This is a genomic window from Myceligenerans pegani (assembly GCF_014892515.1).
GTDB classification, from domain to species: Bacteria; Actinomycetota; Actinomycetes; order Actinomycetales; family Cellulomonadaceae; genus Myceligenerans; species Myceligenerans pegani.
In genome coordinates this window covers 1-16,160 of record NZ_JADBGR010000037.1, presented here as the reverse complement: position 1 = coordinate 16,160, position 16,160 = coordinate 1, and the positions used below count along the sequence as shown (strand labels likewise).

General features: G+C 72.5%; 11 protein-coding genes and 2 pseudogenes. 4 read left to right on the top strand and 9 right to left on the bottom strand.

The features are described from left to right. The first annotated feature begins 50 nt into the window (after nucleotides 1–50). Both IIE03_RS02450 and IIE03_RS02445 read left to right on the top strand, forming a co-directional pair. Nucleotides 51–740: an amino acid ABC transporter permease gene (locus tag IIE03_RS02450; protein ID WP_192861137.1), complete on the top strand. Its 690-nt coding sequence runs from the start codon at nucleotides 51–53 to the stop codon at nucleotides 738–740. Beyond that, complete coding sequence (locus tag IIE03_RS02445) at nucleotides 737–1,678, top strand: amino acid ABC transporter permease (protein WP_192861133.1); 942 nt, start codon at nucleotides 737–739, stop codon at nucleotides 1,676–1,678. The genes IIE03_RS02450 and IIE03_RS02445 overlap by 4 nt, the downstream gene beginning before the upstream one ends. Before the next feature lie 135 nt (nucleotides 1,679–1,813). On the opposite strand, the gene IIE03_RS02440 is transcribed toward IIE03_RS02445, so the two are convergent. The 5 genes and pseudogenes from IIE03_RS02440 to IIE03_RS02430 all read right to left on the bottom strand — a co-directional run bounded on the left by IIE03_RS02440 (nucleotide 1,814) and on the right by IIE03_RS02430 (nucleotide 5,240). Beyond that, entirely contained in the window at nucleotides 1,814–2,416 is a 603-nt protein-coding gene (locus IIE03_RS02440; RefSeq protein WP_318842756.1) for a regulatory protein RecX, read from the bottom strand. Nucleotides 2,417–2,418: 2 nt separating this feature from the next. Continuing rightward, nucleotides 2,419–3,141, bottom strand: a complete 723-nt coding sequence (locus IIE03_RS26590; protein ID WP_225997139.1) for a hypothetical protein — start codon at nucleotides 3,139–3,141, stop codon at nucleotides 2,419–2,421. Between the two features lie 174 nt (nucleotides 3,142–3,315). After that, nucleotides 3,316–3,885, bottom strand: a pseudogene (locus IIE03_RS26585) (intein-containing recombinase RecA); the annotation flags it as partial. A gap of 42 nt (nucleotides 3,886–3,927) precedes the next feature. Then, nucleotides 3,928–4,779 (bottom strand): annotated as a pseudogene (gene recA / locus IIE03_RS26580) (recombinase RecA); the annotation flags it as partial. A gap of 227 nt (nucleotides 4,780–5,006) precedes the next feature. Continuing rightward, nucleotides 5,007–5,240: a DUF3046 domain-containing protein gene (locus IIE03_RS02430; RefSeq protein ID WP_192861131.1), complete on the bottom strand. Its 234-nt coding sequence runs from the start codon at nucleotides 5,238–5,240 to the stop codon at nucleotides 5,007–5,009. A 66-nt stretch (nucleotides 5,241–5,306) separates the two neighbouring features. Between IIE03_RS02430 and IIE03_RS02425 the strand changes: the two genes are divergently transcribed. Then, entirely contained in the window at nucleotides 5,307–10,733 is a 5,427-nt protein-coding gene (locus IIE03_RS02425; protein WP_192861130.1) for an Lhr family helicase, read from the top strand. Beyond that, a complete protein-coding gene (locus tag IIE03_RS02420; RefSeq protein ID WP_192861129.1) occupies nucleotides 10,720–11,526 on the top strand; it encodes a DNA-formamidopyrimidine glycosylase family protein in 807 nt (268 codons plus the stop codon). Before IIE03_RS02425 ends, IIE03_RS02420 begins: the two co-directional genes overlap by 14 nt. A 125-nt stretch (nucleotides 11,527–11,651) precedes the next feature. Here the strand turns inward: IIE03_RS02420 and IIE03_RS02415 are convergent, their stop codons facing one another. The 4 genes from IIE03_RS02415 to IIE03_RS02400 all read right to left on the bottom strand — a co-directional run. Beyond that, nucleotides 11,652–12,008, bottom strand: coding sequence for a helix-turn-helix domain-containing protein (locus tag IIE03_RS02415; RefSeq protein ID WP_192861128.1), 357 nt, complete (start codon nucleotides 12,006–12,008; stop codon nucleotides 11,652–11,654). A 274-nt stretch (nucleotides 12,009–12,282) separates the two neighbouring features. After that, on the bottom strand, nucleotides 12,283–12,750 hold the full coding sequence (locus tag IIE03_RS02410; RefSeq protein WP_192861135.1) for a CinA family protein: 468 nt from the start codon (nucleotides 12,748–12,750) through the stop codon (nucleotides 12,283–12,285). Nucleotides 12,751–12,812: 62 nt separating this feature from the next. Further along, nucleotides 12,813–13,406, bottom strand: coding sequence for a CDP-diacylglycerol--glycerol-3-phosphate 3-phosphatidyltransferase (gene pgsA / locus IIE03_RS02405; protein WP_192861127.1), 594 nt, complete (start codon nucleotides 13,404–13,406; stop codon nucleotides 12,813–12,815). A gap of 120 nt (nucleotides 13,407–13,526) precedes the next feature. Beyond that, nucleotides 13,527–16,160 (bottom strand): FtsK/SpoIIIE family DNA translocase (locus IIE03_RS02400; RefSeq protein ID WP_408632820.1); only part of this gene is annotated, 2,634 nt, incomplete at its 5' end.

The window sequence follows — 16,160 nt, the reverse complement described above, 5'->3', positions numbered from 1 at the left end:
GGCCACCCGGACCGCCGTCCGGCCACAACATCACCACCGAAAGGCAAGGAGTGGGCGACTATCTGTCCGGCCTCTGGACGGTGTTCGAGGAGTACAACGTCCTCGGCGCGTTCTGGGTCAACATCCAGCTGACGTTCTGGGCGGGCCTCCTCGCGCTCGCGCTGGGCACGGTGCTGGCCGTCATGCGCATCTCCCCGATCGCCAGCCTGCGGTTCGTGGGCACGGCCTACGTCAACATCATCCGGAACACACCGCTGACGATCATCATGACGTTCATGATCCTGGCGCTCGTGTTCCAGCTCGCGCTGCAGCTGTCGACCAACCTCAGCGAGAGCTACTTCCGGTTCGCCGTGCTGGGCCTGGCGATCTACCACGCGTCGTTCGTGTGCGAGGCAATCCGTTCGGGTGTGAACACCGTGCCGATCGGACAGGCCGAGGCCGCGCGCGCGATCGGCCTGCCCTTCATGGACTCCGCCCGCCTGGTCATCCTGCCGCAGGCGTTCCGGGGCGCCATCGCTCCGCTGGGCAGCGTGCTCATCGCCCTCATGAAGAACTCGACCGTCGCCGCGGCGGCGAGCGTGACCACGGAGACGGCGTCCACGATGAAGGTCGCCATCGAGTTCAGCCCCAACTACCTGATGGAGATCTTCGGCGTGTTCGCCATCGGATGGATCATCCTCGTCATCCCCGTCGGGCTGCTGACCACCTGGCTCTCCGAGCGACTGGCGGTGAAGCGATGAGCGCGTCCGTCCTCTTCGACGCTCCCGGGCCGCGTGCACGGGCGCTGACGACCGTGTTCAACGTCCTCGGAGCGCTCGTCCTGCTGGCGCTGGCCGGCTGGGTCGCCTACCTGCTGCACCTGAAGGGGCAGTGGTCCTGGACGCTCTGGGGGCCGGTGTTCGGCAGCGAGTTCTGGCTCTACTACGTCTGGCCGGGCCTGCAGAACACGCTGCGATCCGCGGCCTTCGCGACCGTCGGGGCGGTCCTCTTCGGCGTGATCTTCGGCATGGGACGGCTCTCGCACAACCGCGTGGTGAAGGCGGTGTCCGGCGCCGTCGTGGAGTTCTTCCGCGCCGTGCCGGTCCTGCTGCTGATGATCTTCCTGAACATCTTCCTCGCCCGGACGATGCCCTGGATCGAGGACCGGCTGTTCATGGCGGTCGTCGCCGCGCTGGTGCTGTACAACGGGTCCGTGATCGCCGAGCTGGTGCGCTCGGGCGTGCGGAACCTGCCGAAGGGACAGGGTGAGGCGGGTCTCGCCGTCGGGCTCACGCCGGGGCAGACGCTGCGGTCGGTCCAGTTGCCGCAGGCGCTGGTCGCGATGCTGCCGGCGCTGCTCTCGCAGCTCGTGGTCGTGCTCAAGGACTCGGCGCTCGGACAGATCCTGGGCTATGCGGAGCTTCTGCGATCGGCCCAGATCTTCGGCAGCGCGCCACCCATCAACAGCTTGCAGGCGCTCACCGTCGCGGCCGTGCTGTTCATCATCATCAACCTGCTGCTGACGCTGCTGGCCAACCGGCTCGCGCGGCGGCTGTCGAGCCGTGGCCGGCCGACGCTGGCCCCGGCCGCCGCCGGCGCGGCCGCCGTCGGCATCGGGGCCACCGGCGGCGCCGCGCCGATCGTGGGCGGAGCGGCGGACGGCGACGGCGGAGGCGGCGACGGGGCCGGAGAGTCCTGAGGTCATCCGCCCACCGCGTGTGGTCGGTCGTGCCGTGAGTGATCGGCAGAATGAACTGCCGATCACTCACAGCAGGACCGATCATGCATGCGCTGCGGCAGACCGTGTCAGACCGCGTCTTCGGGAGGCAGGCGTTCAGTCCGCGTACGGCAGGTCGTCCGTCTCCTCGCCGTCCGCGGCGAGGGCTTCCCGGACCAGCTCGAACGCCATGCCGGGCGCGTAGCCCTTGCGGGCCAGCGAGCCCACGGCGCGGCGGACACGCACGTCGCGGTCCTTGCCGCGGGTCTTCACGACCAGCTTCTCGGCGAGGCGGGCGCCGGCGACGCGCTCGTCGTCGGCGTCGATCTGGTCGAGCGCCTCGGTGGCGGTCTCCTCGTCGATCCCCCGGCGCCGCAGCTCCGCGGAGATGGCGCGGCGGGCGAGCCCTCGCTCGCCGTGCCGGGTGCGGACGATCGTGCCGGCGTACCCGGCGTCGTCGACGAGACCGACCTCGTCGAAACGGTCGAGGAGCGGAATCACGACCGACTCCGGGAATCCCTTGCGGGCCAGCGCCTGCTCCAGCTCGTGGCGCGACTTCTGGGCGGCCGTGAGGATCCGGAGGAGTGCCTCCCGCGCCGCGTCGCGGGCCTCCTCGTGGGTGATCTCGCCGTCGTCGAGACGCTCCGCGACGGACTTCCGTGGTGCCCGGCTCCGACGCTTCCCCACGCCGGAACCGGGCGCCTGACCACGGTACTGCACCGTCAGAACGGTGCCTTCGCAGCGGCGGCCTCGGCGGCGGAACCGGCTGTGTCGTCGCCGCCCGTCTCCTTGGCCTTGGTGCCACGGCTCCGCGTCGCCTTGGTCGCCGTGGCGGTCTTGGACGCCGACTTGGCCGTCGTCTTCGCACCCGTCTTGGCTGTGGCCGCCGCACGGCCGGAGGAGGAGGCCGCGGCGACCGTCCCCGAGGCGCTTGCGCCGCCCGCATCCTTCGCGTCGCCGCTGCCAGCGGCACCTTCGACGGGCGCGTCGACCCGCGGGCCGATACCGAGCTTCTCCTTGATGCGCTTCTCCAGCTCGGCCGCGAGGTCCGGGTTGTCGCGGAGGAACGAGCGCGCGTTCTCTTTGCCCTGGCCCAGCTGGTCGCCCTCGTAGGTGAACCACGAGCCCGACTTGCGCACGAACCCGTGGTCCACGCCCATGTCGATGAGCCCGCCCTCGCGGGAGATGCCGACGCCGTAGAGGATGTCGAATTCGGCCTGCTTGAAGGGCGGGGCCATCTTGTTCTTGACGACCTTCACGCGGGTACGGTTACCGACCGGCTCCGTGCCCTCCTTGAGGGTCTCGATCCGGCGGATGTCCATGCGGACCGAGGCGTAGAACTTCAGCGCCTTACCACCGGTGGTGGTCTCAGGGCTGTTGTGCACCATCACGCCGTCCACGAAGTAGTTGTGGTTGCCCTCCACCTCGATGTCGAAACGGTCCATCGACCTGGTCTCGGGCTTCACGTGAATGTCGAGGACCCGAGACGGGACGGGAACCGTCCGCGGCTCGGCGAACTCCGGCGTGACGGAGAACCTTCCGCGGAACTTCGGCGCCAGCTTGTACTCCATCGACGGGTGCACGTACGGCGCGATGATCTCCTGGAACCGCGCGGTTCCGCCGGTGGAGAAGATCAGCACTTTCTGCTCGTTCGGCCCTCGCTGGATCATCTTCACATCGATCCCGTGCGTGTCCCGCAGGTAGTCGACGAGGCGCTCCCGTGAGCCCTCGCTCAGGGCGTCGACGCAGATCTCGGCCCGTCCGCTCCCCCCTGCGGTGCGCTGCTGCATCCCCTTGGAACGGAGCTGGAACGTCGCATCGTCCATGTACCAGACCGCAAGCGCCAGTGGCGTCAGCGCTTTGAGGTACTCCTCGGTGATGTGCTTCTTGCCGCCTCCGAAGTACACGACCTCGCGGAGTTCGGCCAGCTCCGGAAGCGGTGTGATGTCCACGTGCACCGAACCGCTCTCCCGGACGGTCCGTGACTGCTTGATGTTGCCGAGCAGTGACGCCTTCCAGTCCACGTACTCGACCTGCTTGGGACCGTGTCCCATGCGGTAGCGCACACCACGACGGTCTCGACGGTTCGGGGCGAGGTGCCCGTCTCCCAAGAGGCCACCGAGGATCGACTGCCACTGCATGTCCGAGAGCAGTACGTCCTCCGCCACCATCACGCGGTCCCCTGCCACGAGTTCGCCGGCTTCGCGCCAGCCGCCCGGTGTCCGGATCAGGTGGTTCTCCGTGGCGGCGAACTGCGCGCGCCCGTTGCCGCCCGACTTCTCGACGGTGAACTGCAGGAATCGCTCGGCCGGACCGTTGTCGAACCAGTTGACGATCTTGCGCGGCACCGTCTGGTTGGTCTCGGGGTCGTACGACATGACCTCGACCGGCATCTTCTGGTTGACGATCTTGCCGATCTTCTCGGTGCTGCCGTCGGCGAGGACTACCCGCGTGGAGTAGTTGAAACATCCAAAGAAAACTCCGATTTTTTCGCGGAGCTGGTTGATGAAGATCGCGGTCGTGCCCGAGGCGTTGAGGGCGCCTGTGATCTTGCGCAGGGCCTGCGACATGAGGCGGGCCTGGAGACCGACGTGGCTGTCGCCCATCTCGCCCTCGATCTCGGCCTTCGGGGTCAGGGCCGCGACGGAGTCGATGACGATGATGTCCAGGGCGCCGGAGCGGATCAGCATGTCCGCGATCTCCAGTGCCTGCTCGCCGGTGTCCGGCTGCGAGACGAGGAGTGCGTCGGTGTCGACACCGAGCTTCTTCGCGTAGTCGGGGTCCAGGGCGTGCTCGGCGTCGACGAAGGCGGCGATCCCCCCGGCCCTCTGCGCGTTGGCGACGGCGTGGAGCGCGATCGTCGTCTTGCCCGACGACTCCGGTCCGTACACCTCGACGATGCGGCCGCGGGGCAGGCCACCGATCCCGAGCGCCACGTCCAGCGCGATGGAACCGGTGGGGACGACCTCGACGGGCGCGCGGGTCTCGTCCCCGAGGCGCATGACCGAGCCCTTGCCGAAGCTGCGGTCGATCTGGGCGAGAGCTGCCTCGAGGGCCTTCTCGCGGTCTGCCGGTGCTGGCATGTGTCCACCTTCTGATCTCGGGGCGCCCTGTGCGCCGGTCCGGATGGGTCCTCCGGGTGTACCCGGGACGTCAGGAGCGACGGTACGCGGACCCACTGACACGAACGCCTTCTCCGGCCCCTGCCTGTCGACAGGGTTCCGGAATCCGTGCCTGTGGTCAGAGTCTAGACGAACGTCTGTTCGATGCAATGGCGACACACCGGCACGCGACGGAAGATCCGAGCGTCCTACCGCCGGGGCGGGGCCTGCCGGTGCTCGTCGGCGCCCCAGCGCTCGGGCTCAGGCACGTCGAGCGCGTCGCACAGCGCGTGCCACACGTCGCGCGGCTCGAACCCGGCCGTGAGGGCCTCCTGGGCCGTCCGGTTCCCCAGCCTCGGCAGCACCTGCTCCCGTACCAGGACGCGCCCGTACGCCGAGCCGAAGACCTCGTCCACCAACCGCTGGAAGTCGCTGTGCCGCACCCGGCCAGCCTACGTTCCCGTGGCCGCGCCCTCGTCGATGTCAGTGTCCCGGACCAGAATGGCCGCATGACCGATCCACTTCCCGCGTTCGGGCCCGCCACCCGGGCCTGGTTCACCGGCGCCTTCGAGCGGCCGACCGCCGCGCAGGCCGGCGCGTGGGACGCCGTCGCGCGCGGCGAGCACGCACTCGTCGTCGCGCCGACCGGGTCGGGCAAGACGCTCGCCGCGTTCCTCTGGGCGATCGACCGTCTCATGACGACCGAGCCGCCCGCGGATCCGGCCCGGCGCTGCCGCGTCCTGTACGTCTCGCCGCTCAAGGCGCTGGCGGCCGATGTGCAGCGCAACCTCCGCTCGCCGCTCGCCGGGATCCGGCAGGCCGCCGTCCGCGAGCGCCTCGAGGTGAACGACGTCGCGGTCGGTGTGCGGACCGGTGACACGCCGCAGGCGGAGCGTCGCGCGTTCGCGACCCGGCCGCCGGACGTGCTCATCACGACGCCGGAGTCGTTGTTCCTGGTGCTCACGTCGCAGGCGCGGGCGGGTCTGGCGGGTGTGGAGACGGTGATCGTGGACGAGATCCACGCGGTGGCGGGGACGAAGCGTGGTGCGCACCTGGCTCTCAGCCTGGAGCGGCTGGACGAGTTGCTGGAGCTCCCGGCCCAGCGGATCGGGCTGTCGGCGACGGTCCGGCCGGTCGATGCGGTCGCGCGTTTCCTGGGGGGCGGGCGGGACGACAGCGGCGCCCGTGCGGTGTCCGTGGTGCAGCCGCCGGCGGACAAGAAGTGGGACATCGACGTGGTCGTCCCGGTTCCGGATCTGGCCGACCTGGACGCGATCGGGACGCCGGGCCTGGACGTGGTCGGCGCGGGTGCGGCCGATCGGTACTCCAGCGACCCGTACTCGAGCGCCGCGGACGCTGTCGGCGCGGAGACTGTCGGCGCCGATGCGGACCGCGCCGGCGGCACGAGTACGGTCGACACCGGCGGCGCGAGTGCGGACAGCGCCGGCGGCGCGAACGCGGCCGGCGCCGGCCACCTCTCCGCGTCGGGGCCGGGCGGGATCGATCTCACCGGGGCGGCGACCGGCCCACTGCGGCGTGCGTCGGTGTGGCCGCACGTCGAGGAGCGTGTGGTGGATCTCGTGGCCGGCCATACCTCGACGCTGGTGTTCACGAACTCGCGCCGGGGTGCCGAGCGTCTGACCGCCCGGATGAACGAGGTGTGGGCGCAGCGTCTGGGTGTTCGTCTCGACGATCCGTCGGAGACCTGGGCCGCTGCCGTGCCGGGCCAGTCGGGTACGGCGGCGGGAGTGACGGGTCCTCCGGCGCGGTCCGCACACGGTCCGGCAGCGCGGGCCGGGAACGGGTCGCTGTCGCGGGCTGGGCACGGGCCGGCCGAGCCGGACGGGGGCGCGCCGGGCCGGGGCATGCCGGAGGCGGTACCCGGCGCGCCGGAGGGTCTTTCCGTGATCGCGCGGGCGCACCACGGCTCGATGAGCCGGAACGAGCGCACGCAGACGGAGTCGGAGCTGAAGGCGGGTCTGTTGCCGGCCGTGGTCGCGACGAGTTCGCTGGAGCTCGGTATCGACATGGGAGCGGTCGATCTGGTGGTGCAGGTGGGTTCGCCGCCGTCGGTGGCGAGCGGGCTGCAGCGGATCGGCCGCGCGGGGCATCAGGTCGGTGCCGTGTCGAAGGGTGTCATCTTCCCGATGTTCCGGGGCGATCTGGTGCCGTCGACGGTGATCGCGCAGCGTATGCGCGAGGGCGAGATCGAGCATCTCCGGGTCCCGGCCAACCCGCTCGACGTCCTGGCGCAGCAGGTGGTGGCGATGCTCGCGGTGGACGACTGGTACGCGGAGGATCTGCTCGCCGTCGTGCGCCGTGCCGCGCCGTACACCGGCCTGGGTGACGCCACCTGGCACGCGGTGCTCGACATGCTGGCGGGGCGGTATCCGAGCGAGGACTTCGCCGAGCTGCGTGCCCGCATCACCTGGGACCGCACGACGGGCCTGCTGCAGGGCCGGCGGGGCGCGTTGCGCCTCGCGGCGACGAGCGGCGGAACCATCCCGGACCGGGGGCAGTACGGGGTCTTCCTCGCCACGGACGACGGCGGTGGCGGTGACGGGACCCCGCGCGGGGGCAAGCGCGTGGGTGAGCTCGACGAGGAGATGGTGTACGAGTCGCGGGTGGGCGACACGTTCACGCTCGGGTCGAGCACCTGGCGGATCGAGGACATCACGCCCGATCGTGTGCTGGTCTCCCCCGCCCCCGGCCTCCCGGGACGCCTGCCGTTCTGGAAGGGTGACACTCCCGGCCGGCCCGCCGAGCTCGGCCGTGCGGTCGGTGCGTTCGTCCGGCAGGCCGACGCGGCGCTGGCCGCCGATCCCGGCCACGGCCGCGCCCGGCTGCGGGAAGCCGGCCTCGACCCGTGGGCCGCCGACAACCTGGCCGCGTATCTCGTCCAGCAGCGCGAGGCCACGGGCCGGGTGCCGGACGACCGGACGATCGTCGTCGAGCGCTTCCGGGACGAGCTCGGCGACTGGCGTCTGGTGATCCATTCGCCGTTCGGCGCGCGCGTGCACGCGCCGTGGTCCCTCGTGGTGGCGGCGCGGCTGCGCGCCCGGTTCGGCATCGACGTCGCCGCGATGCACTCCGACGACGGCATCGTGCTGCGGCTGCCGGACAGCGGTGGCTCCTGGGACGCGTGGGACGGCGGGCCCGGTCCGGACCTGCGCCGCGGGACGACGGGCGCGGGGCCGGACACCGGCGACGGGCATGACGAGGCCCCGGACGGCTTCTCGCGGCACGGGGGCGACGGGGGCGTCTCGCTCGAGAATCTCCTCATCGACCCGGACGAGGTGTTCGGTGCCGTGCGCGACGAGCTCGGCTCGTCGGTGATGTTCGCCGCGCGGTTCCGGGAGGCCGCCGCCCGGGCCCTGCTTCTCCCCCGGCGCCGCCCGGGCAAGCGGCAGCCGTTGTGGCAGCAGCGTCAACGGTCGGCCCAGCTGCTGCAGGTCGCCTCGGAGTTCCCGGAGTTCCCGATCGTGCTGGAGGCAGCCCGCGAGTGCCTGCAGGACGACTTCGACGTCGCCGCGCTGGCGGACCTGATGCGCGACGCCGCCGCGGGGCGGGTACGCGTCGTGGAGACCACCACCGAGTCGCCGTCCCCGTTCGCTCAGGCACTCCTGGTCGGGTACACGGCGCAGTTCCTCTACGACGGCGACGCCCCGCTCGCCGAGCGCCGGGCCGCCGCGCTGTCGCTCGACCCCGACCTGCTCAGCGAGCTGCTCGGGGAGCGTTCCGCCGATCTCGCCGACCTGCTCGATCCCGACGCGATCCAGCGGACGGAGGCCGAACTGCAGGGCCTCGCCCCGGACCGGCAGGCCCGGGACGCCGAGGAGCTGTGGGACCTCCTGCGTCGCACGGGGCCGCATCCTGCCGGGGCCCTGGAGGCCCGCACGGCCCCCGGACAACGCCCCGGCGTTCCCGGGTGGCTGGCGGATCTCGAACGCGCGCGCCGTGTCGTGCGGATCCGGCTCGCGGGACGGGCCACCGTGCCCGGAACCCGGCAACCCGACACCCGGCTACCCGACACCCGGCAGCCCACACAGCAGCCCGACGCCCAGCGCTCCGACGCCGAGCAATGGGCCGCCGTCGAGGACTCGGGCCGCCTGCGCGACGCGCTCGGCGTCGCGCTGCCCACCGGCGTCCCCGAGACGTTCACCGAGCCCGTCGCCGATCCTCTCGGCGACCTGGTGCGCCGGCATGCCCGCACGCACGGCCCATTCACCACGCACGACGTCGCCGCCCGGTTCGGCATCGGACCGGCGGTCGCCGCCGAGGCCCTGGCCCGTCTCGAGGCGGCCGGGCGCGTGGTCCGTGGCCGGCTGCTGCCCGACACGCTCGGCGGCACCGGCGACGAGTGGTGCGACCCGGAGGTCCTGCGCGTCCTGCGCCGCCGGTCCCTGGCCGCGCTGCGGGCCGAGGTCGAACCGGTGGAGCAGGAATCGCTCGGCGTGTTCCTGCCCGGCTGGCAGGGCATCGGCGCTGGCGGCCTCCGGGGCACGGACGGGCTGCTGCAGGTCGTCGAGCAGCTCGCGGGCGCGGCGGTCCCGGCGTCGGCCCTGGAGACGCTCGTGCTGCCCGCGCGCCTGCCCGACTACCGCCCCACCCTGCTCGACGAGCTCACCGCCGCCGGCGAGGTCCTGTGGTGCGGCCACGGGCGGCTGCCCGGATCGGGCGGGGGTGACGGCCTCGTCTCCCTGCACCTGGCCGACGGCGCACCGCTCACCCTCCCGGCGAGCGCACCCGTCGAACCGGACGGCCCGCTGGACACCGCCCTGCACCGCGTGGTGCTCGATCTCCTGACCGGCTCGGGCGGCTACTTCCTCCCGCGGATCGCCGAGCTGGCCGACGCCGAACCGACCGCCGTCCTGGAGGCGCTCTGGGATCTCGCGTGGGCGGGCCTGGTGACGAACGACGGGCTCGGGGCGCTCCGGGAGCGCCTCGGCGGCGCCGGCGGCGCCCACCGGGCACCTCGCGGGCCCAACCGGGCGCGGCCGGTCCGCCGCTCCCGGTTCGCGCTGCACACCCCCGCGATGTCCCCGGGGCGGCCCGCCTCCGCGCTCTCCGCCGCGCGGACCCCGCCCGGGGGCGGTGGCCGCTGGTCGGCCCTCCCGGCACGGGAGACGGACCCGACGCTCCGCGCCCACGCCCTGGCGCAGGTCCTGCTGGACCGCCACGGGGTCCTCACCCGGCCCGCCGCGGCCGCCGAGGGGGTCACGGGCGGCTACCGGGACGTGTACCGGGTGCTGTCCGAGATGGAACAGCGCGGCGGCGTGCGCCGCGGGTACTTCGTGGAGCATCTCGGCGGTTCACAGTTCGCGCTTCCCGGCGCGGTCGACGGGCTGCGGCACGACGCCCAGGACCGTGCGCGCCGCATCGAGAACGGCCGCCCGGCCGGCGCCGTCGTGCTCGCCGCGACCGACCCGGCCAACCCGTACGGCGCCGCGCTGGCATGGCCGGCCGCGACGACAAAGGACGGGACGGCAGAGTCCGGAACCACGAACGACGCCACGACGGGACACGCCACGACGGCCGCCGCCCATGGCGCCCGGGCCGCGTCCGGCGCGGTCCCGGCGACGCCGGCCGTCGCCCTGGCGGACGGCAGACCCGCCCGGCCCGCCGGAGCACACCGGCCCGGCCGCAAGGCGGGGTCGCTGGTCGTGCTGGTGGAGGGGAGCCTCGTGCTCTACGTCGAACGCGGCGGGCGCAGCATGCTGTCGTTCGACCGGGATCCCCCGCGTCTCGCCGCCGCGGCGGCCGGGCTGGCGAGGGCTGCCGCGTCCGGTACGCCCGGCAGGCTGGTGGTGCAGCGACTCGACGGGGTGGGTGCCGTCCACGCCGCGACGTCCGGGCACCCGGTCGCCGAGGCGCTGACCGCTGCCGGCTTCGCGGTCACGCCGCGCGGACTGCGGGTGGCGCATGCCCGAGGGTGACGCGCTGCGCGTGACCGCCGAGCGCCTCGACGCCGCCCTGGCGGGCCACGTCCTGACCCGGGCCGAGCTGCGGTGGCCGAGCGCGGCCGCCGCGAACCTGGTGGGTGCCACGGTGCTCGGCACCGCCGCCTACGGAAAGCACCTGCTGACACGGTTCGACGACGGCCGGACCCTGCACACGCACCTGCGCATGGAGGGGCGCTGGCGCGTCGATCGCACGGGCTCGCGGGGGGCGGCGGCTCGCAGTCCGGCGATCCGCGCGGTTCTCGCCACCCGGCACTGGACGTGCACCGGCTGGCAGCTCGGGATGCTCGACCTGCTCGCCACCCGCGACGAGCCACGGGTGCTGGCGGGACTCGGCCCCGACGTCCTCGCCGACGACTTCGCGCCCGACGCGCCCGGGTCGCGCCTGTCCGACGGCGTCGGCCGGCTCGTCCGCGATCCCGGGCGCCCGCTGTGCGACGCGCTGCTCGATCAGCGCACGGTGGCCGGGCTCGGCACCATCTGGATGGCGGAGTCGCTCTTCGCCCGGCGCCTGCATCCGTGGGCTCCCACCGGCTCGCTCGACGAGGAGGCTGCCGCGTTCCTCCTCCTGACGGCCCGTGAGCTCATGTGGCGCAGCATCCGGGTCGCGCGCCGCGCCGGTCTGGGCGCCGTCGAGACCGGCGTGCACGGGCACCTGGGGCGGCCGTGCCGACGCTGCCGGACGCCGATCGCCGTCGGGACGGCCAACGAGCCACCGTTCGAACGACCGGTGTTCTGGTGCCCGACGTGCCAGGCGGCTCCGTCGTGAGCAGGTGCCGGGCGGCCCCGTCGTGAACCTGAGGGCACCGGGATCGTGCGTCTGCCGGGACACGGCGACGGGCGCACCACCCGCGGGTGGTGCGCCCGTCGCGAATCTGCGGACGACCCGTCCGGTCAGCCGACCGGCGCCAGGTCCTCGCGTGCGATGTCCCGCTTCGTCGCGGAGCGGTCGCAGCGAGCCAGCATGCCCTGCATGAAGTCCGCAGGGATGGTGTCGGGGATCTGGGGGAGGATTCCTTCCGCGACCGCGACCCGGTCGCTCACCTCACGCAGGACGCGTGACAGTGGCACGTCCAGGGCATCGCAGATCGAGGCCAGCAGTTCGGACGACGCCTCCTTCTGACCGCGCTCGACCTCGCTGAGGTAGCCGAGGGACACCCGTGCCGCCGAGGACACCTCTCGCAGGGTGCGCCCCTGGAGCTGACGCACATCTCTCAGCACGTCACCGATCTCTTGCCGCATTACGACCATCTCGCGCCCCCTTCCCGTGCCTGTCTCGTTGCCGGATGCGTCCGCCCCCGTGGCGCGGGAGACGATCGCACGTGCCTTTCGCGTGTGCCCGCCTCCTCCGGGGTTCGTCCTACGGTACCCCGTCCTCGGTGAGCCATGACGTCGGGTCCGACCCGTCGGCTTGTTCGCGATCACGCCCGGTCCAACGTCACTGGTCCGACTCTTGTTCCCGAAGGCCACTCCCGTCAAGTGTTTTGCAAGAATTGACCAAGAAGTTTCACCCTTGGGCAACGGGTCACGACAAATCCGAGATGACCTCGAGCGCCAGTCCCAGCGCCCCCGCCGTCGCCCCGGCGATCACCGCCGGGCGCGATCCGGTGAGGTCGAGCCGCCGCACGCGGTCGCCGCCAGGAGTGCTGACCGCGACGTAGACGAGTCCCGGTGGCTGCCCGTCCTGCGGCTCCGGCCCCGCCACCCCGGTCGTCGCGAGCCCGACGTCGGCCCCGGTCACCGCCCGCACGCCCGCGGCCATCTGCGACGCCACGTCCGGGTCGACCGCGCCGCGCGCGGCCAGCAGGCCGCCGTCGACCGCGAGAAGCTGCGACTTGAGGGCCGTCGCATAGGCCACGATCCCGCCGCGCAGCACCGCGGACGCGCCGGGCACCGCCACCAGGGCGGAGGTCACCCCGCCACCGGTGAGCGACTCGGCGACACCCAGCGTCCAGCCATGGCCACCGAGTCTCCCGATCAGGTCCCGGGCCACATCGACGACGTCAACGGGACCAGCGGTCCCGGACCCGCCCGACGTGCCCACGGCCCAGCCGCTCACGCCTGGGCCGGTGAGGCCGGCCTGGCGGACCGCCGGATCTTCCACCCCTGGTAGGCGTAGTCGACGCCGGTCACCACGGTGACCGCCACCGCGGCCGCCATGACGACCCAGGCGATCGCCGTCAGCCACGGCAGACCGGCATGCGGAAGGAGGAACGCGGTGATCGCCACCGCCTGCAGCACCGTCTTCAGCTTCCCACCACGGGACGCGGGCATCACCGCGTACTTCAGCACGGCCATGCGCATCACCGTGATGCCCAGCTCGCGCGCCAGGATGACCACGGGCACCCACCAGGGCAACTCGTCCAGCGGCCACCACAGCAGGACCAGGGCCGCCCCGACGAGAAGCTTGTCGGCGATCGGGTCGAGGATCTTGCCGAGATCCGTGATCAGCCCCCGGGAGCGCGCCAGGTAGCCGTCCACCTTGTCGGACAGGGCGGCGACCACGAAGATGATCGTGGCCACGATGCGCCACGTGACGGACTCGCCGCCGTCGGCCACGAGAGCCCACGCGAAGAACGGGACCATCGCGATCCGGACCATCGTGACGTAGTTCGCCACGTTCCAGGGCGACGGCGCGTCGTTGACCATTGCTCCACCCTAACCGTCGACCAGGGCGCTCCCCGAATCCGTCCCTGCCGGGCCACAGCGCCGTCCGGAAGCGCCCCGCGCCGCGGACCGCCCCCGGCGGCGGGCACGGCGCCGTCGCCGTCAGCGGGCCTCGCCGTCGGCAAGCACCACGCCGGAGGAATACCCGGTCCCGCCCTCCGCACCCTCGTCGGGGCCGCCCGGCACCGCGGAACCGTCGTCGCCCGTGTCGGGGTCGGACTCGTCCTGGTCGTAGAGCCGCGTCGACTCCCCGCGGATGATGGCGAGCGCCGCGGGCAGGTCGTCCGCCGCGACGAGCACGTCGCGGGCCTTGGAGCCCTCCGACGGCCCCACGATCTCCCGCGATTCCAGCAGGTCCATGAGGCGTCCCGCCTTGGCGAAGCCGACGCGCAGCTTGCGCTGCAGCATCGACGTCGAGCCGAACTGCGTGGTCACGACGAGTTCGGCCGCCTGGAGCAGCAGGTCGAGGTCGTCGCCGATGTCCTCGTCGACCTGCTTCTTCGCGGAGGCCGGGGCGGCGACGTCCTCCCGGTACACGGGCTTGAGCTGCGCCTTGACGTGCTCGGTGACCGCCTCCACCTCGGACTCGGTGACCCAGGCCCCCTGGACGCGCATGGGCTTGGCGGCGCCCATGGGGAGGAAGAGCGCGTCCCCCTGCCCGATGAGCTTCTCGGCGCCGGGCTGGTCGAGCACGACGCGGGAGTCGGCGAGCGACGACGTCGCGAACGCGAGCCGTGACGGCACGTTGGCCTTGATCAGGCCGGTGACGACGTCGACGGACGGGCGCTGCGTGGCCAGGACCAGGTGGATGCCGGCCGCGCGGGCCAGCTGGGTGATCCGCTGGATCGATGCCTCGACGTCCCGCGGCGCGACCATCATGAGGTCGGCGAGCTCGTCGACCACGACCAGCAGGTAGGGGTACGGCGCGATCTTGCGTTCGGAACCGGGCAGCGGCTTGACCTTGCCGGCCCGCACGGCGGCGTTGAAGTCGTCGACGTGCTTGTACCCGAACTCCGCCAGGTCGTCGTAGCGGGAGTCCATCTCCCGGACCACCCACTCGAGCGCCTCGGCGGCCTTCTTGGGGCTGGTGATGATCGGCGTGATGAGGTGCGGGATGCCCTCGTAGATCGTCAGTTCCACGCGCTTCGGGTCGACGAGCACGAGCCGCACCTGCTCCGGCGTGGCACGCATGAGCACCGAGGTGATCATCGAGTTGATGAAGCTCGACTTGCCCGCGCCCGTGGCACCGGCGACGAGGATGTGCGGCATCTTGGCGAGGTTGGCCACGACGTAGCCGCCCTCGACGTCCTTGCCGACCCCCATCACCATGGGGTGCTCGGTGCGGCGTGCCGCCGAGGAGCGCAGGACGTCACCGAGCACGACGGTCTCGCGGTCGGCGTTCGGGATCTCGATCCCGATCGCGGACTTGCCCGGGATCGGCGACAGGATCCGCACGTCCGCGCTCGCCACGGCGTACGCGATGTTGTTCGAGAGGGACGTGATCCGCTCGACCTTGGTCTTCTGCCCCACCTCGACCTCGTACCGGGTCACGGTCGGCCCCCGGGTGAAGCCGGTGACCTGGGCGTCGACGCCGAACTGCTCGAAGACGCCGGTGAGCGACTCGACCACCCGGTCGTTCGCCGCCGACCGGGTCTTGTGCGGTGGCCCTTCGACCAGCAGCGACTCGTCGGGAAGGAGGTAGACGGTGTCGCCGTCGAACATCGGCTGCTCGCCGCGCGGCATCGGGTCCGGGGTGGCGGGAGGCTTCGGCGCGGACTTCTTCCGGGACCCGGCCGGCTTGTCGTCGAGCAGTCCGGGACCGATCGCCGGGGCGCCCTTGGCGCCTGCGGCCTCGCCGGTCGGAATGCGCTGGGTGGTGAGCCTGTCGGGCCGGGCGGGCGAGCCGGACGACGCGGAGTCGTCGGCCGGCTCGAGATAGGCCGCCTTCTCGAAGGCCTCGTCGCCCACGTAGCCCTTGGCCCCCTTGCGCTTGCGGCGTCTGCCGGCGCGCGTTCCCGTGCCGGGCGGCGCTCCGTCGCCCGCGCCGGAGCCCTCGGTCTCGTCGGGCCGGTGGTTGCCCGTGAGGCGGTCGTAGACCGCCAGCAGCCGGGCCGGGATACGGTGCACGGGCGTGGCCGTGACGATCAGGATGCCGAAGAACGTGGCGAGCACGTAGAGCGGCACCGCGAACCACTGGGTCAGGCCCGTCACGACGGGGGTGGCGAAGAGGTACCCGATCACACCGCCGGCGTCCTGGACGGGCCCGAACCCGTCCGTCGGCGACGGCAGCCCGGCGCTGATGTGTACGAGGGCGCACACGGAGACGACGATGAAGCTCAGCCCGATCGTCACCCTTCCGTTCGCGCGCGCCCGTTCCGGGTGCCGCATGATCCGCAGGGCGATCCAGAGCAGGAGGACCGGGAGCGCGACGCCGGCGACCCCGAGCGTGCCCGCCACGACCGCGTGAACCCCGTCGCCGAACGCGCCGTCGATCCCCCACCATTCCCGGGCGGCGACCACGACGGCGAGCGCCAGGAGGAAGAAGCCGACGCCGTCGGCCCGGTGATCGGGCTCGGGTGCCGCACCGCCCTTCGGCGCCGTCTCGTTCGAGGTTCCTTTCGCCGGCGTGGTCCGGCTCGGCTTGCCCACGTCTTCCTCCCCGTCACCGGGTGCTGTGCCCTGGCCTGGCGGCCCGACGGCGCGCGCCGCCCCGCCGACGGCGTGCGCCATGCCCAT